The organism is Alteromonas alvinellae, assembly GCF_902705805.1.
In genome coordinates, this window is record NZ_CACSIH010000065.1 from 1 (window position 1) to 25,076 (window position 25,076).

Below are 25,076 nucleotides of genomic sequence, written 5' to 3' on the forward strand. Positions count from 1 at the left end.
ACCGCCGTCAACGCCTTGCTCGATGATCACGCTGCGTTATTTCATGTTCAAGCAATAAACTTAGCCGCTCTTCGAAGCTTTGTTCAACGTATAAATTGGGTTGCTCGTATTGCTGCAATAGCGCATCACGTATGCCGCTTAGCTTTAAATTACTTAACTGATTATTAACTTGTTGATTGATATTTTGCATAAGTCTTCCTATGGTTTGTTAATTTTTATTAATGGTAATAGTGGTTGCCACGGATATTTTTATGATCAATATCTTGTAGTAAATCACCTTGAGCTTGTGGCAAGGGTTGTTTATCCAAGCCTTTTTCTAAGATAGTCTTTACTTGTTTAACGCGAGTAACACCTGTGGTTAATGCGCGATGACAGGCGGCTTCAAGACGTTGATCACTAAACTTTTTACCTAGGCTTAATAACCCCATACAAGCACGGTAGCTTTGCTCTGGATGTTTTTTAGCTTGCATCAATTGCATAACAAACTGCTCAGTTGATGTGCCAAATTTACTCGCCCAGCGTTCGAACCGCTGTGGTGTCCATTGTTGCTGCTTTTGATGAGCGATAGGCATATGCAGATCAAGCGTGGTGTGCGCACCTTCTCGGTATGATCTGGGGTGAACAGCGACTTGTATGCCTTGATGGTAGAGTGTCACCAACTTCCCGGAGGCATGGGCTTCAAGCTTTTGTTTAATTAAGGTATGTGGCACTGAGTAGTAGTGCTTTTCAATTTCCACATGATAATCAATATGCACGCTCACCTGTTTTACTAAGGTATAGCTGTAAGGCTGTGTAGGCAGTGGTTTGAGTGCAGGTCTGTCGATAGCATCAAACTGACTGAGCCGTGAGCCAGGATGCTTTTTCATTTTACGTTGATTTAAATCGACCAGTAATGCTTGTATTTTCAGGTTCAATTGACGCAAGCTAAAGAAGGTTTCATTGCGAAGGCGCGCCATTATCCAACGTTCAACAATTTGCACACCCACTTCAGCCTTAGCCTTATCCTTTGGTTTATAGGGTCTAGCGGGCACAATGACCGTATCGTAATGTGTCGCTAGTTGTTGGTAGGTTGGATTTAAGTCAGGCTCATATCGACACGGTTTGGTGACGGCACTTTTAAGGTTGTCAGGAATTATTAGCTCAGGAACACCGCCAAGAAACTCAAAACAACGGGCGTGACTCATCACCCAATCTTCGAGTTTCTGGCTGTAAGTCGCTTCGGCATAGGTATAATTTGATGCACCCATGACCGCAACGAACACTTGTGCAGTACGACATTCGCCTGTACTTGTATCAACAATACTCATGGTTGGGCCACAGTAATCCACAAACAGTTTTTCACCTGCTTTATGATTTTGTCGCATGGAGGGTTTTTGGCATTTAAGCCATGCCTTGTACTGACGGCAGAAGTGAGTGTAACTGTAAAAACCTTCCGCGTGCCGCTCTTTGTATTCTTCCCAAAGCAGCAACAACGTCATGGTTTTAGGCCGAAGCTCTTGCTGAACTAACGACCAGTCAGGAATGGTAAAGCCCTTTAATCGAGGCTTTGTTTTGAAGAACGCTTGTTGCAGAGCGTGATCATCCCACTTCTCATCAAGCGGCCAGTAAGTAATATCTAACTCTGCTGATTTACAGGCATATTTAGACACGATTGAGGGTGAAACAGATAAGCTTGTTGCTATCTGACGATGACTGAGTTTACAGCTGTATTTTAGTCTTAAAATCTCTTTAAGTTTACGCATTGAAATAGGTGCCGTTGGCATGGTCATTCTCATCATCAAAAATGAAAAGAATAACGGTTAAAAACACCTACTGGCTAGACAAAAACGTGTACAAATTGAACGATACCATTCAAGCCGATCACTCAATACCATTTTGACCGAAAAGTGATCGGCTTAGATAGTATTAGGTGATCGCGATGCATGAGAATACGCAGACGGGAATGACTACACCGCTACCAATAATGGTAACGGTACCTGGACATTAGCTGACAATATTGTCGCATTACTCGCTGAAGGTAATTATACGGCAACGGTTACCGCTACGGACGCTGTGGGTAATTCTGACTCAGCTACAGGTTCGATTGTTATCGATACCAGTATTGATGAAAACAATAATGGCCAAACGGTGACGTTCGATAGTATTTCAAACGACTCTGGCGTGGCTGGAGACTTTATAACTAGCGATAGCACGCTTATCTTTAATGGAACGGTGGACCTTGGTGACAATACTACCCTAACTGTTACCGTTGATGGAACGTCCTATACCTTTGGCACTGACCCTGAACTTACTATTGATGGCAGCGGCAACTGGAGCCTGGATTTAACTGGCACACCGCTACCAGCAGGCACCTATGCCGTAGTGGCGACAGTGACAGATGAGGTCGGTAATTCGGCGAGCACGGCAAGTCAAAATGTCGTCGTTCAGGCCCTCGATGCTATAAACGACGGTAACGCCGTTGATATGGGTGAGCCTGTGGTGACGGTGAACCCGCCAGAGACCACCAGCAACGACTGTGGATATTGGCGACCCTGTTTCAACAACGCCTGAAACTACAGCGCCTGAGCCTGTTACTTCAGGAACAATACCGGAAGACACAATCACCCTTCCTGAAGAAGGTGATATTGTTTCGGGAGGTCCTGTCACTGAAGTTACGGTTGATGTAGTCGATATCGATCTTCCACCTGAAGATTTAATTCTACCTGCTACCGAGCCAACGTCTGCTGACGCAACTGGCGATAGCACTTCTTTAAGTGGGACTGAGACCGTTGCTGGTGATACGTCTAAAGAAAGTGGCAGCGATATTGGAACGGCTTCACCTACGGAGTCAGACGTGCTCAAGACAGCCATTGATAAACTACCGCCTACCGACATTTAACGTAGCCTAGTTTAAACCTTAAAGCCCTGATGTCATTGCATCAGGGCTTTTTTTGCTTGTGAAATGATAAACCGATAACGTCTGTCTTCTCTGTACAACCACCGAATTTAAAAGGTATAAAAGATTTCCCTCGAAGCAGCTGCACATCATTGATTAATATAAGGGTTTCGTATTTTATCGAACTACGTATAATGTAGGTGTCACGCATTAGGTCCCCATAGTTTAATGGATAAAACAAGGCCCTCCTAAGGCTTAGATGTTGGTTCGATTCCAGCTGGGGACGCCACTTTTAATGTTCTCTTTGGCAATAAAGTAAAGATGTCTATACATTTTCCCTACTAAAAATCAGTTGCCCCTCACTACTTTGGTTGTATTTTGTCTAATTTAGGTAATACTTTCCGAAACAGGAGAGCATTATGACTTTCAACTACCCTAAACAAAATGACGCTGAAGGCAATGCGCAGCCAGAAGAAGATAGCCCGTTTACTGAACAAGAATGGGACGCGATTGAAGCGCTATCTGAACCAGGCGCTATCTATTAAACGTGATTTTTTAAAACCCATCCCCACCTAACACCCCTAATGGGTGACCACATTTAATGTCACCGCTAAGCAAAACAATGTGGATCAACTCACGTTGAATAACGTATAAGTAACCTATATCACCAGTGTTGGTAAGCCGCAGTACAATTAACTTAAACAAAACATGCCACAATTAGGTAAGGACGGTTACGGATAATGTATCCACGCCAACGCTAACCAACGCATAAAATGAAGTAACCTGTATGGGGATAAAAATGAGCCAATTTAAAAACGACGATATCGATTCATTTTTTGCAGAAATGCAGGATGTTAAACCTATCGCATCAGACGATAAGGCTTTACTGCACGACCCTGAAAAGGCGCTCGCCGAAAAACAAAAGCGAGCAGCCTTGAAGTTAAGCGTTCGCGACAAACTCGCTAATCCACTGAGCATGGATGGTGTAAAGCCAGTACCGCCTGATGACTTTATACATTTCCAGCAGCCAGGCATACAAGATGGTGTGTTTAAAAAACTGCGTCTTGGTAAATATCCGTTGGAAACCAACCTAACGCTATCAGGAAAGACACTGGAGCAAAGCCGCGACCTAATTTATAGCACCATTAAATCAAGTCACGAACGTGGGGTTCGTGCCCTGCTCATAAAACATGGAACCGGTGAAAATAGTAAGCCATTTCCAGCACTCAAGAAAAGCTATGTTAATCACTGGCTAAGAGAGCTAGATGAAGTGATTGCATTTCATACCGCACAGCCTATGCATGGCGGATTTGGTGCTACTTATGTGTTGCTGAAAAAGCACCCTCAGCAAAAACTGATTAACCGAGAAAAAAATAAGAAAGGATAAAGTGAGAGACAAGTTTTGCAGGCTTCGGCTGTGCATTTCGTTCGTCTCGTTTTAAGCTTTTTTATAAAACGCAACAAGCCAAAAGTTTTTTCATAGCCCCAATGATTAACGCCCGTATCAAGTAACTTGATACGGGCGTTAGAATTTTTCTTTCAGACTACTTAACTGAAGACAGCACACTTAGCGTTGTTGGAGCTTCGGCAGACTTCGCAGATGTGCTAAAAACAGCAGTTACGAACATCAGCACTACAGCTACAGCCACTCCGGTTAAGCCAAACCCTTTTGAAGAACGATTCATTGGTCGTCTCTTATTATTAAAACCAGTAAGCAAATGCCAAATACTGGTACAACCCTAACTCAACTCCTGTAACCTAGATGCAATCCTTGCTTGCACTACAATAGATCAGTGACAAACTGATGACAAGGGCAAAAATCAGATTTTTGACACTTTGCCAAAGCTTTGACGCCTATTTATAGTATGTATATTTATTAAACAGTATTTTTCTACTGACTAAAACAGGGGTTTCCCCTGTTTTAGTCAAAATAAGCGTGTTTTATTACCCAACAAATTTACGGGCATTTCTGAAGATACGCATCCACGCACCGTCTTCTTGCCAATCGTCTGGACGCCATGAGTTTGCAACGGCTCTAAATACACGTTCAGGGTGAGGCATCATAATAGTGCTTCGCCCGTCTAGTGAAGTTAAGCCCGTAATCCCTTGTGGTGAACCGTTCGGGTTAGCCGGGTATTGCATGGTTGGCTTGCCGTAGTTGTCTACGTAACGCATCGCCACCTGCGCGCCTACTTGCGATAGCGCGTTGTCATTGGCAAATTCAGCCTGACCTTCACCGTGCGACACAGCAATAGGCATACGCGAACCTGCCATGCCATCAAGCAGCACAGACTTAGATTCCATCACTTCGACCATTGCAACACGGGCTTCAAATCGCGCCGACTGGTTGGTCACGAAATGTGGCCAGTGCTCAGTGCCAGGAATCAATGATTTAAGGTTCGATAGCATCTGACAGCCGTTACACACACCTAAGCTGAACGTGTCGTTCCGGTTAAAGAAGCTTTCAAACTGATCGCGAGCTATGCTGTTAAACAATATAGATTTTGCCCAGCCTTCACCTGCACCTAACACATCGCCGTAAGAGAAACCGCCACAAGCCGCAAGGCCCGCAAACTGTTCAAGGGTAATGCGGCCAGCCAACACGTCACTCATGTGCACATCGATAGCATCGAAGCCAGCACGAGTAAACGCCGCTGCCATTTCAAGATGCGAGTTAACGCCCTGCTCTCTTAAAATCGCCACTTTTGGCTTAACACCTTTGGCAATATAGGGAGCTGCTACGTCTTCGTTTACATCATAAGACAACGCAGCATGCAAACCTGGGTCGGCAGCATCTTGCTTTGCCGCGTGTTCTTGTTCAGCACACTCAGGGTTATCACGCAGTTTCTGCATTTCAAACGTGGTTTGTGCCCACGTCGTACGCATAGATACGCGGCTATCTGCAAGTACAGCAACGCCACCGCGACTAAACTCAATCATGTCAGTGCTATTAAGCGTACCGATATCGTGAGTCAATTCAGTTAAACCGAATTCAGTCAGTACTGCGTTAACGGCATCCATATCGCTTTCAAGCACTTGGATTACGCCACCTAGTTCTTCATTGAACAATACGGCAATGTCGTTTCCAACTAGGCTATCAAGGTTAATGCTTACACCTGTTTTACCAGCAAAGGCCATTTCAGCAACGGTGGTAAACAGGCCACCGTCTGAACGGTCGTGATAAGCACACACCAAGCCTTTTTCAATTAACGTCTGCATTGCGTCAAAGAAGGCTTTAAGGCGAGTTGCAGAGACCACATCTGCTGGGCTATCACCAAGCTGAGTATAGACTTGTGCCAGGCAGCTCGCGCCCAAGCGATTTTTACCTTCGCCCAAATCGAGTAGCAGCAAGCGGCTTGCGCCTTTGTCTGTACGTAGCTGAGGCGTTAGGGTCTTGCGAATATCTTTTACTGCGCCAAAGGCAGAGATAACGAGTGATAGCGGAGAAGTCACCGCTTTATCTTCACCGTTTTCATTCCATGCCGTTTTCATCGACATAGAGTCTTTACCCACAGGAATGGTTAGGCCTAGCTCTGGGCAAAGCTCCTCACCCACGGCTTTAACCGCTTCATATAGACCTGCATCTTCACCGGGGTGTCCGGCTGCTGCCATCCAGTTTGCAGACAGTTTAATGCGCTTAATATCGCCGATGTTTGCTGCGGCAATATTGGTTAACGCTTCACCCACAGCAAGACGCGCAGACGCGCCGTGCGATAGTAACGCAACGGGCGTACGCTCACCCATCGACATCGCTTCACCGTGGTAGGTGTCAAACGCTGTTGCAGTAACCGCCACATCTGCCACTGGCACCTGCCATGGGCCTACCATTTGATCGCGACTTACAAGGCCGGTAACCGAGCGGTCGCCAATGGTGATAAGGAAGGTTTTCTCTGCCACGGTAGGCAAAGATAAAATGCGATTTGCTGCATCACTTAAGGTAATGCCTGCCTCGTTTAGCGCTGGCGAGCTAACCTTGGTCGAGCTTACGTCGCGGTGCATTTTAGGCGGCTTGCCTAAAAGTACATCAAGAGGCATATCGATTGGTTTGTTGTCAAACTGGCTGTCGTTCAGGTTTAGGTGCTGCTCGGCAGTGGCTTCACCAACCACAGCAAACGGCGCGCGTTCGCGGGCACAAATTGCTTCGAACACTGGCAAATTTTCAGGCGCGACAGATAAAACATAGCGCTCTTGAGATTCGTTACACCATAGCTTCAGAGGTGTCATACCTGGCTCATCTGACAATACTTTTCTAAGTTCAAAGTTACCGCCGCGGCCACCGTCATTAACCAGCTCAGGCAGTGCATTTGAAAGACCACCTGCGCCCACATCGTGGATAAACTGAATAGGGTTGTTATCCCCTAGCTGCCAACATGCATCAATCACTTCCTGACAGCGACGCTCCATTTCAGGGTTGTCTCGCTGTACTGAAGCGAAGTCTAAATCTTCGTTTGACTGGCCAGATGCCATTGATGAGGCTGCACCGCCGCCAAGACCAATGTTCATTGCAGGGCCGCCAAGCACAATAAGCTTAGCGCCTACCGTAATTTCGCCTTTTTCAATATGCTCGCGACGAATATTACCTAAACCACCAGCTAACATAATAGGTTTGTGATAGCCGCGCACTTCAACACCGTTGAAGCTATTGACTTCTTGCTCAAAGGTACGGAAATAACCCAGTAGCGCAGGACGACCAAACTCGTTGTTAAACGCAGCGCCACCTAGTGGACCTTCAAGCATAATATCAAGGGCGCTTACAATACGCTGTGGCTTGCCGTATTCAAATTCCCACGGCTGCTCAGCACCAGGAATACGTAAGTTAGATACGGTAAAACCAACCAAACCCGCTTTAGGTTTTGAACCACGACCAGTAGCACCTTCATCACGGATTTCACCACCAGAGCCTGTTGCCGCACCTGGGAAAGGTGAAATTGCCGTTGGGTGGTTATGGGTTTCTACCTTCATCAAAATATCAATATTTTCATGATGGTATTCGTATTGGTGTGACTGAGGGTTCGGGAAGAAACGACCAGCTTGCCACCCTTCCATTACCGCTGCGTTGTCTTTGTAAGCTGAATACACGTGATCAGGTAACAACTCGTAGGTGTTTTTGATCATTTTAAACAGCGACTTTTCTTGGTCCTCGCCGTCAATGGTCCAGCTAGCGTTAAAAATTTTGTGACGACAGTGTTCAGAGTTTGCTTGCGCAAACATATAAAGTTCAACGTCAGTCGGGTTCCTGCCTAGCTTAGTAAAGCTGTCAAACAGGTAGTCAATCTCATCATCAGCCAATGCAAGGCCTAACGACACATTTGCATTAACTAGCGCGTCTTTGCCTTCGCCTAATACATCTACACTGGTAAAAGTATTAGCTTCGGTGTGAGCAAATAATACCGCCGCCTCTTCAGTGTTCGTAAACACTGACTCAGTCATTCTGTCGTGTAAGAAGCTAGCGATAAGTGCAAAATCATCTTCACTCACAGCATGTTCTGTTTCGATATAAAACGCGCATCCACGCTCTATGCGATTAATACTTTTTAAACTACAGTTGTGAGCGATGTCGGTGGCTTTAGAAGACCAGGGAGAGATAGTGCCGGGGCGAGGAGTAATGAGGAAGAAGGTTCCAGAAGGGGTTTGTGCTTGCCTCGCGGGGCCGTAAGTTAGCAGCTTCTCGAGTATCTCTATTTGCTGCTTAGACAAGTCACCTTGGGAATCGACTAGGTGAACATATTCGCTATATAGGTTTTTAACCCTAACGCCGGATTGACCCAGCTTTGCAATCAGTTTAGTTTGGTTAAACTCTGATAGTGCAGGAGCGCCTCGAAGGACCAACATATTGATTTACCTGGTTTGTTAGAAACAACGACCACCAATGCGACGCGTTGCCTCTTGGATTGATGAGTATTTCGGCGCGGATTATAGAGTAATTATGCGCAGTAAGTAACCTCATAACGCGCTTACATGAACTTTTTTTTAAACTTAGATGGTTTAATGACAACAAGTAAAGGTCTATGCAGTCACAAGACTATAAAAAACGATTAAAACTACAATTAATAATCATATTATCTATTGCTGTTATAAGTTGTGGTGTTCCTTCCGTACCCACTGCCCTTTCTTCATTATTGGAACGAGAATCTATTCGGGTGGGAACCGTTTATGGTGCAGGGACATTTTATAACGGCGCAGGAGGCCCACAAGGTTTTGAATATGAATTACTGGCGGGTTTTGCCGATTACCTTGGCGTAACGCTCGACCTGTATCCGTTCTACAGCTACGAAGTCATGCTGGAACAATTAGAAGAAGGTAACCTAGACATTGTCGCAACTGGCGATGCAGTGACGCCATCGCTTAAAAGCCGCTTCGCTTACGGGCCGGCCTATCAACACGTGAAACAAGAGCTGGTTTTTCAGGCAGGCACATCAAAACCAAGAGATCTGTTAGCACTCGACTCCCCTATTATTGCAGTTGCAGGAAGCAGCCAAGCACACCTACTTTCAGATTTACTTAACGGTTTTAGCGATAAAGAAACAGATAGCCAGAAAGTCTCATTAAGAACCGAAGTCGTCACTACTGAAGATTCTGACTCTGAAGAACTATTGCAGCAGGTTGCTAATGGCGACATCGCATACACAGTTGCCGATAGCAACCGCTTGGCCTTACAGCGCAGACGCTACCCTAACCTCGCCGTAGCCAAAACGCTTAATGAAGATATGCCGATGGCGTGGGCGCTCCCATTAAATCAAGACGACTCGGTGAAAGCAGCACTGATAGAATACTTTGGTACCGTACATCAGTCAGGCTGGTTTACGGTGTTAGAAGACAAATACTTTGGTCATATTCGCCAGTTTGATTACGTCGACAGTCGCGCCTTTAATTATGCCGCCGAGACAGCTCTAGCCCAATACAAACCCTTATTTCAACAGTACGCTGGTGACTTAGACTGGCGATTACTTGCGGCCATGAGCTATCAAGAAAGTCATTGGGACAGTGACGCCATTTCAAGAACTGGGGTCCGCGGACTAATGATGTTAACACTGGATACAGCAAGTGACTGGGATGTGGATGACAGAACCGACCCCGAACAAAGCATTCGCGGAGGGTCGCGTTATTTTGCCAGTTTACTCAATCGCATACCCGCGCGAATAAGCGAGCCTGATAGAACTTGGATGGCCATGGCGTCGTATAATATCGGTATGGGTCATTTAGAAGATGCGCGGGTACTTACCGAGCAACAGGGCGGTAACCCTGACTTGTGGGTAGATGTGAAACGCCGCTTGCCACAATTGAGGCAAAAGAAATATTACCGCACTACACGCTATGGCTATGCCAGAGGCGATGAAGCGTTGCAATACGTCGAAAACATTCGTCGCTATTACGACAGCTTAGTTTGGCTAGACGAACAGGGAAAAATTTAATGCTGTTCGTTTTCTCATTCTATTGAAAATTGTCATTTCGATGTCATCTTTATGCCGTACTCTTAAAGGAAGTTAGTCAGACGCTGACTTACTTTCTCTAAACAACGGTTTTTCTTAACGATAATTAGCATCCAAAGAGCTTAGGCACTTTAAGAGCGCACGCTCTCTTAGGCTTCCCCTGGATAAACGCGGGGCTCGAGCCAAAAAACAAAGCGCTTTGTATGACGGAAGAAAGTGGCCTCGGCAAGCAAGGAGTGCCCACAATATGAGAAAGGAAAGTAAATGAAAAAAAATCGATTTATGAAAAAAGGAATAAAATTGAAAAACAACAATAGACGCAGACTTATGCTTAAGCGTTGTCACCAAAAAGTACTTCAACGCCGCAAGCTATTTGTTACGAGTGATATGTTCACCCAGTTAACCCGCACACCTAGCTAAGCTAACTTTATGCTGTTTGGTTCTTTATGATTTAACCTGTAAATCATACTAACCCAAAAGGCGAACACGCTAATAAGCACGTCTTCATACAAAGCTATAAAATCAGCTTGAAGCATCACCCTCTAGCAATCGTTTCGCCTTTTTGGCTGCCTTGATCTCTTTCCTGCGCTTGCGAAAAAAACCTGACAACTTGTCAGCGCACTCATCAGCTAGTACGCCAGATACGATCTCAAGATGATGATTAAGCGCAGGATGTTGTAAGAGGTTCATTACTGAACCTGCAGCGCCAGTCTTCGCATCCTTAGCACCAAACACCACACGCTTTACTCGTGCATGCACAAGCATACCTGCACACATAGAACAAGGTTCTAACGTAACATACAAGGTAGCATCAATAAGTCGGTAATTTTGTACAAAAGATGCGGCTTCTTTAACAGCGCGCAGCTCTGCATGGGCAGACGGGTCGTTATCCGTTATCGGGGTATTGAACCCTTCACCTATAAGCTTGCCGTTTAACACCACACAGGCACCAACAGGCACTTCGCCGTGCGATTCAGCCTTATCAGCTAACGCGAGTGCATGTCTCATCCACATCTCGTCTTCTTGCGTCACGATTTCTTCCGTAGAAATTACAGCCTGCTGTTCTTGCACAGCTTCTGGTTGCAGCGCTTGCTTATTTACAAGGCCTAAGTCTGAAGATGAACAGTTGCTATTTTGGTCACTCATTCGTCAATTTTGCTACTTTACTTGGTGAATTTCATTAAAAATTATTTTGTTTTAGCTTAGGTAAACATTCTAACTTGTTAGAATGTAATGACTTTTGTCACTTGGCAACCTACTTGCAATCTCTCATTATAACACTGCTGGTGTGAAGGACTTAACTGGTTACATTTTTTACTAAAAACCATATTAGATAACCACTATAGTACTTGAAGCAATGCAGTAATTATTACCAATACGTATTTGACAAAATACTGGGTGAATTAGGCAACAAACCAAATTTTCACCTACACTCTTTTAAAGCCATTTGTGAGGGATACCACCGTGGACATGACAGCGATTGCAATAGTAGCCATTTGTGCTTGGGCGTTAGTTACCATTGTCGAAAGTGCAAAAGACAAAAGTAAAAAGAAACTTAGCAGTAAAGAGACCGAAGCCTACAAAGCCGAAATTGCAGAACTTAAGGAGCGTGTTTCAGTGCTCGAGAAGATAGTGACAGATGAGCGCTACGACCTAAAAAAGCAATTTGCAGACTTAGAAAGCGACCGCGTTGCCTAAGTTTTAATTCACATAATGCAACACTTATTCTCCGGCAAGCGCGCTACATTTAAATGCGCGCTAGCTCCCTTCTAGTAACTTGCGTTCCGCCCGCTCTACCCGACGGGGTTTACCCGCGATCACCAGTACGTCATGGGCTTTCAAAATAGCATCTTGATCTGGGTCTTTAACTTCATTTCCATCCCGCCTTAACCCTTTAATCGCCACTCGCATTCTCGAAAAATCAATATCTTTTATGGCTTTGCCAATACAGGACGCATGTTCGGACAACACCACAGCATGGATAAACTCTAACTTGTCTTCGGTGCCGTAGGTGATTTCTGTCGTTTCTCCCGGGTAAAAGCCATGCAGATGATCATAACGACCTTTCCTCTCAGCGCGAACCCGTTTCAAAATTCGCGACATCGGCACACCAGCATAGTGGAGCACCTGCGATACCAACATCAAGCTGCCTTCTTGTAACTCGGGCACGACTTGATTAGCGCCTGCATTATACAAGCTTTCTAGTTGATAATCTCGCTTAGTACGCACCATGACATCAGTAGTGTTCGTTATACTGCGTGTCTGCGTTATCACCTGCTTCGCCTTATCGACTTGATCAAAGGTAACAAGCACAAGCTTGGCGCTTTCTGCATTGGCATTAATCAATATATCTTTTTGACTCGCATCACCGAAAATAACGGGCTCTCCCGCATTTCGACTCTCGTGCACCCTGACAGGGTCCATATCTATAGCAACAAAATGAATGCCTTCCATTTTCAGCATGCGAGCTACCGACTGTCCTACGCGGCCAAACCCACAAATAATGACGTGGTTGGTTAACGGCTCTGCACTACCAAAGCTCGCATTGTCATCGAACGAGATATCCTTGTTAACAATGCGTCTTGCTATGGTGACGCTGTTATTCATAAGCCAGGGCGTTAACGCCATACTGATTACACCCATACACACAATCAGCGATGACTGCTCAGACGTTAGCACGCCGTGTGTCGTAGCAAGCGCAGCAATTACAAAACTAAACTCGCCAATCTGACAAAGTTTAACCCCAGCAGACCAGCCATCTATTGCATCGGTTTTAACTAATAGAGATGCGCCTCTTACTAAAATGACTTTAGCTATCATCAAAGCAAAAACGCCAAAAACAATCTCAAACAGGCTGTTCCACAGTACAGTGAGTTCTAACTGCATACCCACGGTAACAAAAAATAACCCCATTAAAATATCTCGAAACGGACGAATGTCGGCTTCAAGTTGATACTTGTATTGGCTTTCCCCCAACATCATACCCGCCAAGAAAGCGCCTAGCGCCATGGATAGCCCGAAGTAATAAGTTAGCCCTCCTGCCAATAGGGCAATCAATATAGTGGTCAGAACAAACAGCTCGTCAGTCCTTGTTCTTGCTACCTCTCTAAACACCCAAGGTAGTAACCACTTACCCACTGACATTAGAAACGCAATGACAAACACACCTTTAAGCAACGCCTCGCCTAAAGCTAGCGCAATACTTACCTCGCCAGTTTGTGCTAAAAGAGGAATAGCAATTAGGAAAGGAACCACCGCTAAATCTTGAAAGAGTAAGATACTCACCGCTAACTGTGTACGCCTGTTATTAAGAATACCCATTTCGGTGGCTTGCTTAATTACAATAGCGGTTGAGCTTAACGCCAGCGTACCACCAATAATGATGGACGCACTTATTGGAATACCGAGAAACAGAGGAACACAGGTAAACACTGCAGTAGTGAATAACATTTGCCCGAGTCCCACGCCAAATACTAAAGAGCGCATTGCCAACAATTTAGGTAACGAAAATTCAAGACCTAGTGAAAAGAGTAAGAACACTATGCCTACTTCAGCGAGCAGGTGCATTTCTTCTGGGTGTGCAAACACGGAAAGTAATTGTGGACCAGCGAGCACTCCGGCAAAGAGGTAAGCAAGAATTGGAGGGAGATGAATGCGTTTAAATAATGCGACGGCACATACCGATATAAACATCAGTATTACGATATTCAAAAAACTCGTTCCCACGTAACCTCCTAGAACACGTTCACTTCCATTCGTAAAAAAACTCGTCAAACAGGACGGCTTTGCGTTTTAAGCTAAAGACTAGCGCCATAATCATGTTGTTGGCATTTAGCTTGCAGTATCCCCTTTACAAATGCAGATCCGGCAAGTTTTGCCGCTGTGATCGTCATAAATATCGCGAAAATGCGATTGTGGCCACAGAAACGTCAGGGCTTTGACACTTGTTTCTTTGCATACCAACGCATTTTGTATAGGGGCACTACTGTGGATTTTTCAACGTCAGTCTACGATAGCACACAACATAACAATTTTTACCCTGCTGAGAGCACAGGTAAATCACTCTCTTTTAGTGAATTATCAGGCTTTATCACGCAGCTACTTTCTACGCTTGAACTACAAGAGCTAGGTGGCGTGTATTTTCAGCAGCTAAATACGTTACTGCCGGTTGTTGGTTTCAGCTTATCTGATTTTGACTCCCGTTGGGTGTACGGTAATGCAAAAATATCGTCAACACTGATGGATTTACCACTACAAGGTGCTAATGCCGTTAATGGCGATCAAGCTCATGTCTATTATTACATTAGTTCACCCTTATCGTTATCGCAACGGGAGAGTCTATTCCAACTGCATGATTTATTTGGAAAACAAGTAAAGCACGCTCTTTCATTGATGCGTGTGCAGCAGATGGCAACTAAAGATGTGTTAACTGGCTTGGGTAACCGTGCGGGCTTTGAGCAGTCAATGACAAGACAACTCGGTTGGGCGCATAGACACGACGACCCTTTCGCACTTTTGGTGATCGACTTAGATAACTTTAAATACGTGAATGATAATTTTGGTCATAGTGAAGGTGACAAAGTACTTGTCCATGTTGCATCACATTTAGCTAATGTTTTGCGTGATGAAGACGAAGCGTTCCGCTATGGCGGCGATGAGTTTTGTTGCTTGTTAGACTGCCAGACCCAGCAACAATTAGCGTGCGCCGCTCAACGAATACAAATGAGCATAAATAGCTCCAACTACTTGTCTCGCTTAGGAATATCAACCAGCCTTGGTGGCGCGATTTATCGCGACGGCGACACGATAAGCAGCTTGTTTGACCGTGCTGACAACGCCCTGTATCGCGTGAAAAACTCTGGCAAAAATAGCTATCACGCAGCGTAACGTCGCGATTTGAATTTATCAGGATGGCGGCAAAGCAATGCCGCTTTTGCACATTATTGCCATGGATACCATAAACAAGAGTATCTAGCCCTTTCCAAAAAAAGGCACTTTTAGTGCTACATAGATTCAGTCGAGACTAAAGGTTATTTCTATATCTGGCGCTTTGGGCTGCAGATAAACACACCGTCCTTCAACAATCAGTGCGATGGGCTCGTCGTTAATCAAGATTGCCGGCACGCCGTTTCGCTCCCACCTTGGCACGCGCCATACCTTAAACCATTCTTTCAGCAACTTAGATACGTTCGCATTTTCTGGCTTTACTTTAAGGTTGCGAGCATTGGTTTGCAGAGAAACGGTATCTTCTTCTCGCGCTTTTGGCACTGCAATTCGAATATGGCCTCTAAGCCAAGGAAGCGCGATATCTTGGTTGGGCGCTAATTCTAGGTTTTGCGGTACTTCATGAGTAGCGTTCACCACCCAATAAAGGTCTTGGTCAAACCGTATTACCCTGCCCCATTTAAAGTTTACTTCAGGGGTTGCGTCGTGCTTTGCCTTTAGCATTGCGAGAACTTGGTCTGTCTGTGCTTTTGACGGCGACAGCTCGCCTTTAGCTCGAAACCACGCGCGAATGACCATAGCCTGCCACGGTAACGACAATGCAGCAAGCTTTGGCCCGTTTAGCCTTAAATCTGAACGTTTACAATCTTCAAAATATTTTTGGGCAGAATCGCTGACTAGTGCGCTTTGTTCAGCACAAAGCTCGGCGCTGCGCCCCACGGTTTTGGTCAACTTAGGCCATCGCGCCAGCAAGTGAGGTATAATTTCGTTCCTTAAGAAGTTCCTATCAAAGCTATTTTGCTGATTAGATTCATCCTCAACCCACTGCAACATTTCCTCTTCGGCATAAGCCACAATCTCGGCTTTCTCTAGTGCTAGCATAGGGCGCATTATCAAGGTGTCACCTCGGTACTGAACTTCTCCCATACCCGCTAAGCCCTGAGGACCAGCACCGCGTTTGAGCTGGAGCAATACGGTTTCAAGCTGATCTTCGGCATGTTGTCCTAATAACAGTACACCGCCTATTTGGTCACACACTTCTAACAATGCGTTGTATCGAACCTTACGCGCTTCTGCTTCTAGGCTTTTTCTCGACCCCGTATCAACATCAACTCGATACAAATGAAATGCTACGTCTTCAAGACGACACTGTAATTCGCAGTGCTTTGCCCACTGTTCGGCATTATCACTTAAACCGTGATGTACATGTACAGCATGAATTGGGCTATCAAACTGCTCCCTATACGCAATAACGGCTTGGAGCAGAACGGTCGAATCCACACCACCGCTGTAAGCAACGACGAGTGGCGTTTGAAGTGGTAGCTCTACATCAGTGAGAGATGTCGCTATGCGGTTGACGATATGTTCGATTGTTGGGGATTGTAGAGGGGTCACAGACCGGTAATACCTTATTCTTTCAACGCTATATTTTACTGAGGTTTAACTTTGTATTTGGCTAAGCACTGGCTTTCTAATAACACACTTTCTAATAACACAAGGGGGTTGGTTACCTTTGGTAAACAACCCCCTTGTTCGTATACGACATTACATGACCGACATGAATTAAGCCGCCGCTTGCTAGTTTTTATAGCAAGCGTTTAAACTGATAGAACGCAGCTGTACATAACGGCTAAATGCACCTTTCATGATAGTTTTCTTAATGAACTTATAATGAGCTTAGCAATAACCGAACGACATCAAACGCTGGTAACGCTCTTCCATCAATTTAGTCTTATCTAGCTCTTTAAGCTGGTTAAGCTGCTGCTTAATGACCGCCTTCAAATTAGCCGCCATGCCATTATGATCGCGATGCGCACCACCTAAAGGCTCTTCAACAATACTGTTAATCAGGCCTAGCTCTTTAATCTGTGGCGCACTTACGCCCATCGCTTCAGCAGCAAGTGGGGCTTTTTCTGCGCTTTTCCACAAAATAGACGCACAACCTTCTGGTGAAATAACTGAGTACGTAGAATATTGGAGCATATTAACGCGATCGCCAACACCAATCGCTAGTGCACCACCTGAACCACCTTCACCGATTACGGTACACACGATTGGAACAGTAAGCTCAGCCATTTCGAATAAATTTTTCGCGATTGCTTCACTTTGGCCGCGCTCTTCAGCGCCAACACCTGGATACGCTCCCGGCGTATCGATAAAAGTGATGATAGGCATGTTAAAGCGCTCAGCCATCTTCATAAGACGCAAAGCTTTACGGTAGCCTTCTGGTTTAGGCATACCGAAGTTACGCTTAATTTTTTCGTTGGTGTCACGCCCTTTCTGATGACCAATAATCATCACAGGCTGATCATCAAGCATTGCTGGGCCACCAACAATCGCTTTATCGTCAGCGAACGCGCGGTCGCCAGCTAGCTCGTCGAATTCGGTAAAAATACGAGGAATGTAATCTAACGTGTAAGGACGCATTGGGTGACGTGCAAGTTGAGAAACTTGCCATGCGCCAAGATCAGAAAAGATCTTTTTAGTCAGCTCTGCGCTTTTACCGCGAAGCTTATTGATTTCTTCTTCAATACCAACGTCAAACTCGCCACCTTGATTCACCAACCTAAGCTCTTCAATTTTTGCTTCTAGTTCGGCTATTGGCTGTTCAAAGTCCAAAAACTGTATACTCATTTCATGTCCTATTCGTACTACGCTCGTCTATGCAAACGCGAGATGTCCAATCTATCGACCTCTTGCCCCTAATGGTAGAGAATTGAAACGGCTTTGTCTCCCAAACATTGTTTGAGATCGTGCAAAAGTTGGTCTTCAGGGGTAACGTACCATCTTGCACCACACGCCAAGGTTACTTCCGCGTCTGGATGGGTTACCGCTAACTGAACAGGACAACTTCCGCCGTTAAATGCCTGCAGGATAGATTGCATCTGACTCATTTTCTTCGGTTCAAGCAGCTGGGTATCAATATTAAGTGCCAGCGCTCTCGCGTTTTTCTCTCGTGCCTGAACAATGTCCATTACATCACGGGCGGTGATTGTATTGCCCCCAGAGAAATCATCAAAGCTGACCTGTCCCTTTATAAGCAATATTCTGTCAGTTTCTAACACACTTTCGAACTGTTCGTACATATCTGGGAAGAAACGTACGTCTATTCTGGCACTCTTATCATCCAGTGTCACTATGGCCCAGCGACGCCCCCGCTTGTTCGTCATTACGCGTACGCCAAGTACCAATCCTACCGCACTGGCCATTTGGTCTTTGTTGGTTGGTTTTAAATCAACTAATCGACCGTCGGTGTAGTAACGCAGTTCTTCCGCGTACTGATTGATGGGGTGGCCGGTTAAGTACAAGCCCAGCGTGTCTTTTTCACCTTCTAGCCATACTTTTTCAGGCCACTCAGGGACGTCGGCAAACGCTTGCTTCACGTCTTCTGGCTCGGTAGTCAGTAGGCCAAACATGTCTGACTGACCAAAAGACTCGGCTTTTGCATGCTGTCCAGCGGCGGCAAGGGCCTCGGGTAAGCTCGCCATAAGACTAGCGCGATGGGGGCCTAAGTTGTCCATTGCCCCCGCTAATACTAGCTTTTCTAGCACTCGCTTGTTTACCCGTTTAATGTCTATCTTGGCGCAGAAATCAAATAGATCCTTAAATGCCCCTTGGGTCTCCCGCGCTTCAATAATCGCTTCAATTGGGCCTTCACCTACCCCTTTAATCGCACCGATACCGTAAACAATGCGGCCTTCGCTATCGACGGTAAATTTGTATTTACCTGCATTTAAATCTGGCGGCAGTATTTCGATGCCCATGCGCTCACATTCATCGACAAGCGTCACGATTTTATCGGTGTTATCCATATCCGCCGACATTACCGCCGCCATGAATTCCGCAGGATAATGCACTTTCAGCCACAGGGTTTGGTAAGACACCAAGGCATAAGCGGCAGAGTGAGATTTGTTAAACCCGTAACCCGCGAACTTTTCTACCAAGTCGAAGATTTTCATCGCTAGGTCTGGGTCAATATTATTGCCCTTCGCACCTTCGGCAAACGTGCCGCGCTGCTTGGCCATTTCTTCAGGCTTTTTCTTACCCATCGCACGACGAAGCAAGTCAGCGCCACCCAGTGAGTAGCCCGCCATTTCCTGGGCTATCTGCATTACCTGTTCCTGATACAAGATAATGCCGTAGGTGGGCTCTAGAATTTCCTGCAAGCACTCGTGCTGATATTCAGCATCGGGGTAGGAAATTTCTTCACGCCCGTGCTTACGATCAATAAAGTTATCTACCATGCCTGATTGCAGCGGGCCCGGACGGAACAGGGCCACCAGTGCGATAATATCTTCGAAGCAGTCAGGTTTAAGGCGCTTAATTAGCTCCTTCATACCACGAGATTCCAGCTGGAATACCGCAGTTGTCTCGGCGTTTTGAAGGGTTCTGAAACTCTTAGGATCTTCAAGAGGAATAGCGCTGATATCGACATCAACGTTCTTCCCTTCTTTGATCATATCTATTGCCCACTGAATAATAGTCAGCGTACGAAGACCCAAGAAGTCGAATTTTACCAAGCCCGCCGTTTCAACGTCGTTTTTGTCGAACTGGGTTACGGGGTTTTTACCTTCGTCATCACAATACAAAGGCGAGAAATCAGTAATTGTGGTTGGCGCAATAACAACACCACCGGCGTGTTTACCCGCGTTTCGGGTAACCCCTTCAAGTATTCGCGCCATATCGATAAGGTCTTTCACTTCCTCATCGCTTTCATAAACTTCTGGTAGCTGTGGCTCTGCTTTAAACGCTTTTTCAAGCGTCATGCCTGGATCTGGTGGAATAAGCTTTGAGATCCTGTCTACAAAACCGTAAGGGTGACCAAGTACACGGCCTACGTCGCGTACAACCGCTTTTGCCGCCATAGTACCAAACGTAATGATCTGCGATACCGCCTGACGCCCGTAAAGCTCAGCAACGTGATCGATTACCTCGTCTCGTCTATCCATACAGAAGTCGACGTCGAAGTCGGGCATGGATACACGCTCTGGGTTCAAGAAACGTTCGAATAGCAAGTCGAATTCAAGCGGGTCTAGGTCGGTAATTTTTAGGGCATAGGCCACTAATGAGCCCGCACCAGAACCCCGCCCTGGTCCTACCGGAATTCCGTTATCCTTACTCCACTGAATGAACTCCATTACAATAAGGAAGTAGCCTGGGAAACCCATTTGGTTGATAACTTCAAGCTCAATGCGAAGTCGGTCATCGTACTCTGGACGTTTCGCTTTGCGCACTTCTTCATCGGGGAATAGAAATTCTAGACGTTCTTCCAACCCCTCTTCTGACACCTTAACCAAGAAGTCTTCGGTGGTCATGCCGCCAGTTGGAAATTGTGGCAAGAAGTATTCGTTTAACCGTACGGTAACGTTACAGCGCTTGGCAATTTCAACCGTATTTTCTATGGCTTCAGGAATGTCGCTAAATAACTCAACCATTTCCTCAGCAGTGCGCAGATATTGCTGGTCGCTGTATCGTTTAGGGCGGCGGTTATCATCAAGCGTATAGCCATCATGAATACATACACGAATTTCGTGAGCATCAAAGCCTTCACGGTCAATAAAGCACACTTCATTGGTGGCAACCACGGGTAAGCCGCGCAGCTCAGCAAGTTCCACGGCAAGGTGCAAGTAATCTTCCTCACCTTGTCTACCGGTTCTAATCAGCTCTAAATAAAAGCGGTCGGGAAAATGCGTTTGATAAAACTCAAGGGCACTGTCGAGAATTTTGGCGTTGTTTTTCATTAAACCCACACCAACGTCACCGTGCTGTGCGCCTGACAACACAATCACACCTTCGCTGTGCTCTGCCAACCATTCTTGATCAATGACCGCTCGGTGTGAGAGGTGCCCGCGAAGATAGGCCTTGGAGATAAGAATAGTAATGTTCTTATATCCCTCATTATTCATCGCAATAAGGGTTAGTCTGAAAGGTTCATCGCCAAAGACTTCATTAGTAACCCAAAAATCAGTGCCGATGATGGGCTTAATACCTAAGTTATGTGCCTCGGAATAAAACTTTACCAAGCCACACATATTCATTTGGTCGGTGATCGCCACGGCAGGCATGCCAAGCGCGGCCACTTTACCTAGAATAGGTTTAACCTTATTCAGGCCGTCCATCATCGAAAAGTCGCTGTGAACACGTAAATGAATAAATGGCGATGACATGATGTTATTTCTCTTCGAGTAGCGCTTTTACAGGTTTAAAACTTTTTCGATAGCAATCTAAGATGCCATATTCAGCGATGGCTTCAAAGTGTGCTTTTGTGGGGTAACCTTTGTGCCCGGCAAAGTTATATTGCGGGTAGGCCTCGTGGAGCGAAATCATATCGTTATCTCGCTCTACTTTGGCAATAATGGAAGCCGCTGAAATTTCTGCGTGCAGGCTATCGCCTTTCACTACCGCTTCAGACTCAAAATTCCACGCCGGAACCCGGTTGCCGTCTACGCGCACAAAGTCAGGCTTTACAGGTAAACCTTCCACTGCGCGGATCATGGCGAGCATGGTAGCGTGCAGTATATTAAGTTTGTCTATTTCTTCTGGGCTCGCTCTACCAATATTCCAGTAGAGTGCTTTTTCACGAATTTCTTGGGCAAGGGCTACGCGCTTTTTTTCACTCAGTTTTTTAGAGTCTGTAAGCCCTTCAATGGGATTTTCAGGGTCAAGAATGACCGCGGCGGTGACCACATCACCTACTAAAGGGCCGCGACCTACTTCATCAACGCCGGCAATTAACTTATGCAAACAATTCCTCCACGACAGCTTTTGCTGCTGTTTTATCAGCATTGCATTTTAGCGTATGGTGGAGGTCGGTGAAACGGGAAATCAGGGCAGAATTATCACTTTCGAAAAAGTTAAGTAACTGATTGCTCATATTCTCTGCGTTTACCTCTTCTTGGAGTAATTCAGGAATAATTGCCTCATCAGCCAATAAATTTGGCAAAGTGAAAAACGGCGCTTTGTACAAGCGCTGCATAATTTTATACGTGAACGGTGCCAGTTTGTAGGCAGCTACCATAGGGCGCTTGCACAGCATCGCTTCTAAGGTAGCCGTGCCTGATGCGAGCAAGATAACATCGCTAGCTATCATCGCATCCCGCGATGTACCTTGGGTTACCTGAATAGGTAAGCGTTCTTCTGCATTATCAGCTTCAAGTAAGAGTGCTTTTATTTGCGCAAGACGATGCTCATTTGCCGCAGGAATAAGAAATTGAATGTCGCTGCGTTTAGCATGAATAGCTTCTATGGTCTCCAGAAATACTGGAAGTAGCGTATCTACTTCGCCTCTTCGTGAGCCGGGAAGTACAGCCAATACGGAAGCATTACTATCTACACCTAATTCTTGGCGCGCCGCATTTTGGTCGGGCTCAATTGCTATAGCGTCAGCCATTGTGTGTCCCACAAAGGTATAGGGAACATGGTATTTATCGTAAACCTGCTGCTCGAAAGGAAATAAACCCAACACACGATTAGTCGCTTTCGCTATTTTATGGATGCGCTTTTCACGCCACGCCCACACAGTAGGACTCACATAGTGCATGGTTTTGATACCGCGTGCTTTAAGCGCTTTTTCTACTCTTAGATTAAAATCAGGCGCATCAATACCCACAAAAATATCTGGCGGATTTTGCTCGAAGTGAGCAAGAAGCTGCTTTTTAACTTTCAAGATGGCAGGTAGATGGGAGAGAACTTCAACAAGCCCCATAACCGACAAGGTTTCCATATCGAACAGACTATGAAAACCCACGTTTATCATATTTGGACCGCCAATACCTTCGATAACAGCATCAGGGTATTGGCGTTTTAACTCTGCAACCATTCCGGCGGCAAGGATGTCACCAGAGGGCTCTCCGGCAACCATGCCGATACGGATTGGTTTAGACATAATTAGCGAATAATGCCTCGCTTCGAGTCTTGTAAAAACTGGACCATTAATGCCACACCATCAAATTTTTCCGATGGTTCAGCAAGTTTATCCACTGCCTCGTCAATAGTATTGCCTTCACGATAAATCGCTTTATAGGCGCGCTTAATTTCAAGCACTTCTTCTTTTGAGAAACCACGGCGTTTCAAGCCTTCAGAGTTTATCCCCTGAGGAATATTCTTCTGGCCACTTACCATTACAAAAGGCGGGACGTCACGGAGAATAATACCGCCAGCCCCTAAAAATGCATGAGCGCCGATTTTGCAGAACTGGTGGATACCTGTAGCACCTCCAACAATAACGAAATCATCAATATGAACGTGACCTGCAACAGCAACGTTATTTGCAATTATGATATCGTCACCAAGTACACAGTCATGGGCAATGTGTGCATTAGCCATAAATAAACCACGAGAGCCAATAATAGTGATGCTGTTGTCTTGGATAGTGCCTCGGTGAACGGTTACCCCTTCCCTAAACTCATTATCATCACCAATAACAAGCTCAGTAGGTTCACCCGCATATTTTTTATCTTGGCAGTCTTCACCTATTGAAGAAAACTGATAAAACTTATTGTTTTTACCGATACGCGTTGGGCCGCGTACCACCACATGTGATTTCAGAATACAGCCATCGCCTATGGTGACGTTGTCGTCTACCACACAAAATGGACCTATAGTGACATTTTCACCAATTTTTGCACTTTCTGAAATTACCGCAGTAGGATGGATCACGTTACGCTATCTCTCTCATCGCACACATAAACTCTGCAACACAAGCGATGTCACCATCGACGCTTGCAGTACCTTTAAATTTCCAAATCCCTCTGCGCTCTTTTACCAGAGCAACATCAAACTCAAGCCTGTCACCTGGAACAACAGGACGCTTAAAGCGTGCATTATCAATCCCTGCATACAAGTATAACTTATCATTGTTGCCCATGGTCTTAAAACCTAAAACGCCGGCGGCCTGTGCCATCGCTTCAAGAATTAATACACCTGGGAAAATTGGCTGTTCAGGGAAGTGCCCCATGAAACACGGCTCATTGATAGTGATATTTTTATAAGCCTTTACAGACTCACCCAGAACATAGTCTGTTACACGATCAACAAGTAGGAACGGATACCGATGTGGTAGTAATTCCAATATTTCCTGAATTTCGATGGTATTAAGTGAATTGGCCAAAAACTTTCTCCTGTATACAAGCATGACCTACAACTATTTTATACCAATACAGATGATTGATTGGCATTCTGGTCAAACTCGCCGTAAAAACTAAAAACGGCGGCAACCATACGCTGTTAAGCGCAAAAAACAAATCAGACCAACACCTTTGGGGAGTTGGTCTGATAAATTTTACAACTGACTAGTGCAGTTATTAGTTAGTTTTGCTTACTTGCTGAAGAACTTGCTCAGATAAGTCGTGCTCTTCTTTTGCAAACGCAACCGCACCAGCGTTAAGCACTAGGTCATAACCTTGCTTTGCTGCAACAGAGTCAATAGCTTGCTTGATTAGTCCAAGAAGCTTGTTGCGCTCTTCGTTGCTGCGACGTTGAATGTTTTGCTGCAAAGGTTGACCTTTCTTAGCTAGCTCTTCACGTACTGACAAGATTTTTTGTTCTAGTTCTTTCTTCTCTGCATCGCTCATTGTCGCTGCGTCGCGCTGAAGACGTTCTGCGTAGAACTGACCATCACGCTGCAGTTGATTCACTTCTTCAAGCTGATCTTTAAATTCAGCCTGAATAGCGTTTTGAATTTCAGCCGCTTGAGGCATCGCTTGGAAAATACCTTGCACATCGACAACTGCAACTTTCTGCTCAGCCATTACAGATGTACTAACTAAAGCGCTACCCAACATTGCTCCTGCAACGATATGTTTAACCAACTGTTTCAAAGGGAACTC

General features: G+C 45.5%; 21 protein-coding genes, 1 tRNA gene and 2 pseudogenes. 10 read left to right on the top strand and 14 right to left on the bottom strand.

What is annotated here, in order from left to right; all coding sequences use genetic code 11:
* Positions 1–19: 19 nt before the first annotated feature.
* Both ACX5KA_RS04820 and istA read right to left on the bottom strand, forming a co-directional pair.
* Positions 20–190 (bottom strand): annotated as a pseudogene (locus ACX5KA_RS04820) (ATP-binding protein); the annotation flags it as partial.
* A gap of 28 nt (positions 191–218) precedes the next feature.
* Complete coding sequence (istA, locus tag ACX5KA_RS04825; RefSeq protein WP_008111092.1) at positions 219–1,763, bottom strand: IS21 family transposase; 1,545 nt, start codon at positions 1,761–1,763, stop codon at positions 219–221.
* 181 nt (positions 1,764–1,944) lie between these two features.
* Between istA and ACX5KA_RS04830 the strand changes: the two are divergent.
* The 6 genes and pseudogenes from ACX5KA_RS04830 to smrA all read left to right on the top strand — a co-directional run.
* Positions 1,945–2,085 (top strand): annotated as a pseudogene (locus ACX5KA_RS04830) (Ig-like domain-containing protein); the annotation flags it as partial.
* Between the two features lie 15 nt (positions 2,086–2,100).
* Positions 2,101–2,550 (top strand): Ig-like domain-containing protein, encoded by a 450-nt coding sequence (locus ACX5KA_RS04835; protein ID WP_458730561.1) that lies wholly within the window; start codon positions 2,101–2,103, stop codon positions 2,548–2,550.
* On the top strand, positions 2,516–2,878 hold the full coding sequence (locus ACX5KA_RS04840; protein ID WP_458730543.1) for a hypothetical protein: 363 nt from the start codon (positions 2,516–2,518) through the stop codon (positions 2,876–2,878). Before ACX5KA_RS04835 ends, ACX5KA_RS04840 begins: the two co-directional genes overlap by 35 nt.
* 211 nt (positions 2,879–3,089) lie before the next feature.
* Positions 3,090–3,164, top strand: a tRNA-Arg gene (locus tag ACX5KA_RS04845).
* 130 nt (positions 3,165–3,294) lie between these two features.
* Positions 3,295–3,420, top strand: coding sequence for a hypothetical protein (locus ACX5KA_RS04850; RefSeq protein ID WP_458730544.1), 126 nt, complete (start codon positions 3,295–3,297; stop codon positions 3,418–3,420).
* A 254-nt stretch (positions 3,421–3,674) separates the two neighbouring features.
* Positions 3,675–4,262: a DNA endonuclease SmrA gene (smrA, locus tag ACX5KA_RS04855; RefSeq protein ID WP_458730545.1), complete on the top strand. Its 588-nt coding sequence runs from the start codon at positions 3,675–3,677 to the stop codon at positions 4,260–4,262.
* A 157-nt stretch (positions 4,263–4,419) separates the two neighbouring features.
* On the opposite strand, the gene ACX5KA_RS04860 is transcribed toward smrA, so the two are convergent.
* Together ACX5KA_RS04860 and purL are read right to left on the bottom strand one after the other, a co-directional pair.
* The gene (locus ACX5KA_RS04860; RefSeq protein WP_012517588.1) at positions 4,420–4,560 is read right to left on the bottom strand and encodes a hypothetical protein; all 141 of its coding nucleotides are present in this window, start codon (positions 4,558–4,560) and stop codon (positions 4,420–4,422) included.
* 259 nt (positions 4,561–4,819) lie between these two features.
* Positions 4,820–8,707, bottom strand: a complete 3,888-nt coding sequence (purL, locus tag ACX5KA_RS04865; protein WP_458730546.1) for a phosphoribosylformylglycinamidine synthase — start codon at positions 8,705–8,707, stop codon at positions 4,820–4,822.
* 176 nt (positions 8,708–8,883) lie between these two features.
* Here purL and mltF point away from each other — a divergent pair, with 176 nt between their 5' ends.
* Both mltF and ACX5KA_RS04875 read left to right on the top strand, forming a co-directional pair.
* Positions 8,884–10,287 (top strand): membrane-bound lytic murein transglycosylase MltF, encoded by a 1,404-nt coding sequence (mltF, locus tag ACX5KA_RS04870; protein WP_458730547.1) that lies wholly within the window; start codon positions 8,884–8,886, stop codon positions 10,285–10,287.
* 282 nt (positions 10,288–10,569) lie between these two features.
* Positions 10,570–10,725 (top strand): hypothetical protein, encoded by a 156-nt coding sequence (locus tag ACX5KA_RS04875; RefSeq protein WP_014997583.1) that lies wholly within the window; start codon positions 10,570–10,572, stop codon positions 10,723–10,725.
* A gap of 102 nt (positions 10,726–10,827) precedes the next feature.
* Here the strand turns inward: ACX5KA_RS04875 and tadA are convergent, their stop codons facing one another.
* Positions 10,828–11,451 carry a tRNA adenosine(34) deaminase TadA gene (gene tadA / locus ACX5KA_RS04880; protein ID WP_342324629.1) on the bottom strand — a complete coding sequence of 208 codons (624 nt, stop codon included), beginning with the start codon at positions 11,449–11,451 and terminating at the stop codon, positions 10,828–10,830.
* A gap of 324 nt (positions 11,452–11,775) precedes the next feature.
* On the opposite strand from tadA, the gene ACX5KA_RS04885 reads away from it, so the two are divergent.
* Complete coding sequence (locus ACX5KA_RS04885; RefSeq protein WP_052235510.1) at positions 11,776–12,003, top strand: hypothetical protein; 228 nt, start codon at positions 11,776–11,778, stop codon at positions 12,001–12,003.
* A 60-nt stretch (positions 12,004–12,063) separates the two neighbouring features.
* Here the strand turns inward: ACX5KA_RS04885 and ACX5KA_RS04890 are convergent, their stop codons facing one another.
* Entirely contained in the window at positions 12,064–14,031 is a 1,968-nt protein-coding gene (locus ACX5KA_RS04890; RefSeq protein ID WP_458730548.1) for a cation:proton antiporter domain-containing protein, read from the bottom strand.
* A 261-nt stretch (positions 14,032–14,292) separates the two neighbouring features.
* Here ACX5KA_RS04890 and ACX5KA_RS04895 point away from each other — a divergent pair, with 261 nt between their 5' ends.
* Positions 14,293–15,192 (top strand): GGDEF domain-containing protein, encoded by a 900-nt coding sequence (locus tag ACX5KA_RS04895; protein WP_458730549.1) that lies wholly within the window; start codon positions 14,293–14,295, stop codon positions 15,190–15,192.
* 126 nt (positions 15,193–15,318) lie between these two features.
* Here ACX5KA_RS04895 and tilS read toward each other — a convergent pair whose 3' ends face one another.
* The 8 genes from tilS to ACX5KA_RS04935 form a co-directional block, all read right to left on the bottom strand.
* Entirely contained in the window at positions 15,319–16,644 is a 1,326-nt protein-coding gene (gene tilS, locus ACX5KA_RS04900) for a tRNA lysidine(34) synthetase TilS (protein WP_458730550.1), read from the bottom strand.
* Between the two features lie 282 nt (positions 16,645–16,926).
* On the bottom strand, positions 16,927–17,883 hold the full coding sequence (gene accA, locus ACX5KA_RS04905; protein ID WP_014948567.1) for an acetyl-CoA carboxylase carboxyl transferase subunit alpha: 957 nt from the start codon (positions 17,881–17,883) through the stop codon (positions 16,927–16,929).
* Between the two features lie 68 nt (positions 17,884–17,951).
* Positions 17,952–21,416, bottom strand: coding sequence for a DNA polymerase III subunit alpha (gene dnaE / locus ACX5KA_RS04910; RefSeq protein ID WP_458730551.1), 3,465 nt, complete (start codon positions 21,414–21,416; stop codon positions 17,952–17,954).
* A gap of 4 nt (positions 21,417–21,420) precedes the next feature.
* Positions 21,421–21,993: a ribonuclease HII gene (rnhB, locus tag ACX5KA_RS04915; protein WP_014997575.1), complete on the bottom strand. Its 573-nt coding sequence runs from the start codon at positions 21,991–21,993 to the stop codon at positions 21,421–21,423.
* Positions 21,986–23,134: a lipid-A-disaccharide synthase gene (lpxB, locus tag ACX5KA_RS04920; protein ID WP_458730552.1), complete on the bottom strand. Its 1,149-nt coding sequence runs from the start codon at positions 23,132–23,134 to the stop codon at positions 21,986–21,988. The genes rnhB and lpxB overlap by 8 nt, the downstream gene beginning before the upstream one ends.
* Positions 23,135–23,136: 2 nt before the next feature.
* Entirely contained in the window at positions 23,137–23,907 is a 771-nt protein-coding gene (gene lpxA, locus ACX5KA_RS04925) for an acyl-ACP--UDP-N-acetylglucosamine O-acyltransferase (protein WP_039223235.1), read from the bottom strand.
* Between the two features lies 1 nt (position 23,908).
* Positions 23,909–24,358 (bottom strand): 3-hydroxyacyl-ACP dehydratase FabZ, encoded by a 450-nt coding sequence (gene fabZ, locus ACX5KA_RS04930; RefSeq protein ID WP_014948562.1) that lies wholly within the window; start codon positions 24,356–24,358, stop codon positions 23,909–23,911.
* Between the two features lie 193 nt (positions 24,359–24,551).
* Positions 24,552–25,067, bottom strand: coding sequence for an OmpH family outer membrane protein (locus ACX5KA_RS04935; RefSeq protein WP_014948561.1), 516 nt, complete (start codon positions 25,065–25,067; stop codon positions 24,552–24,554).
* Between the last annotated feature and the right edge of the window lie 9 nt (positions 25,068–25,076).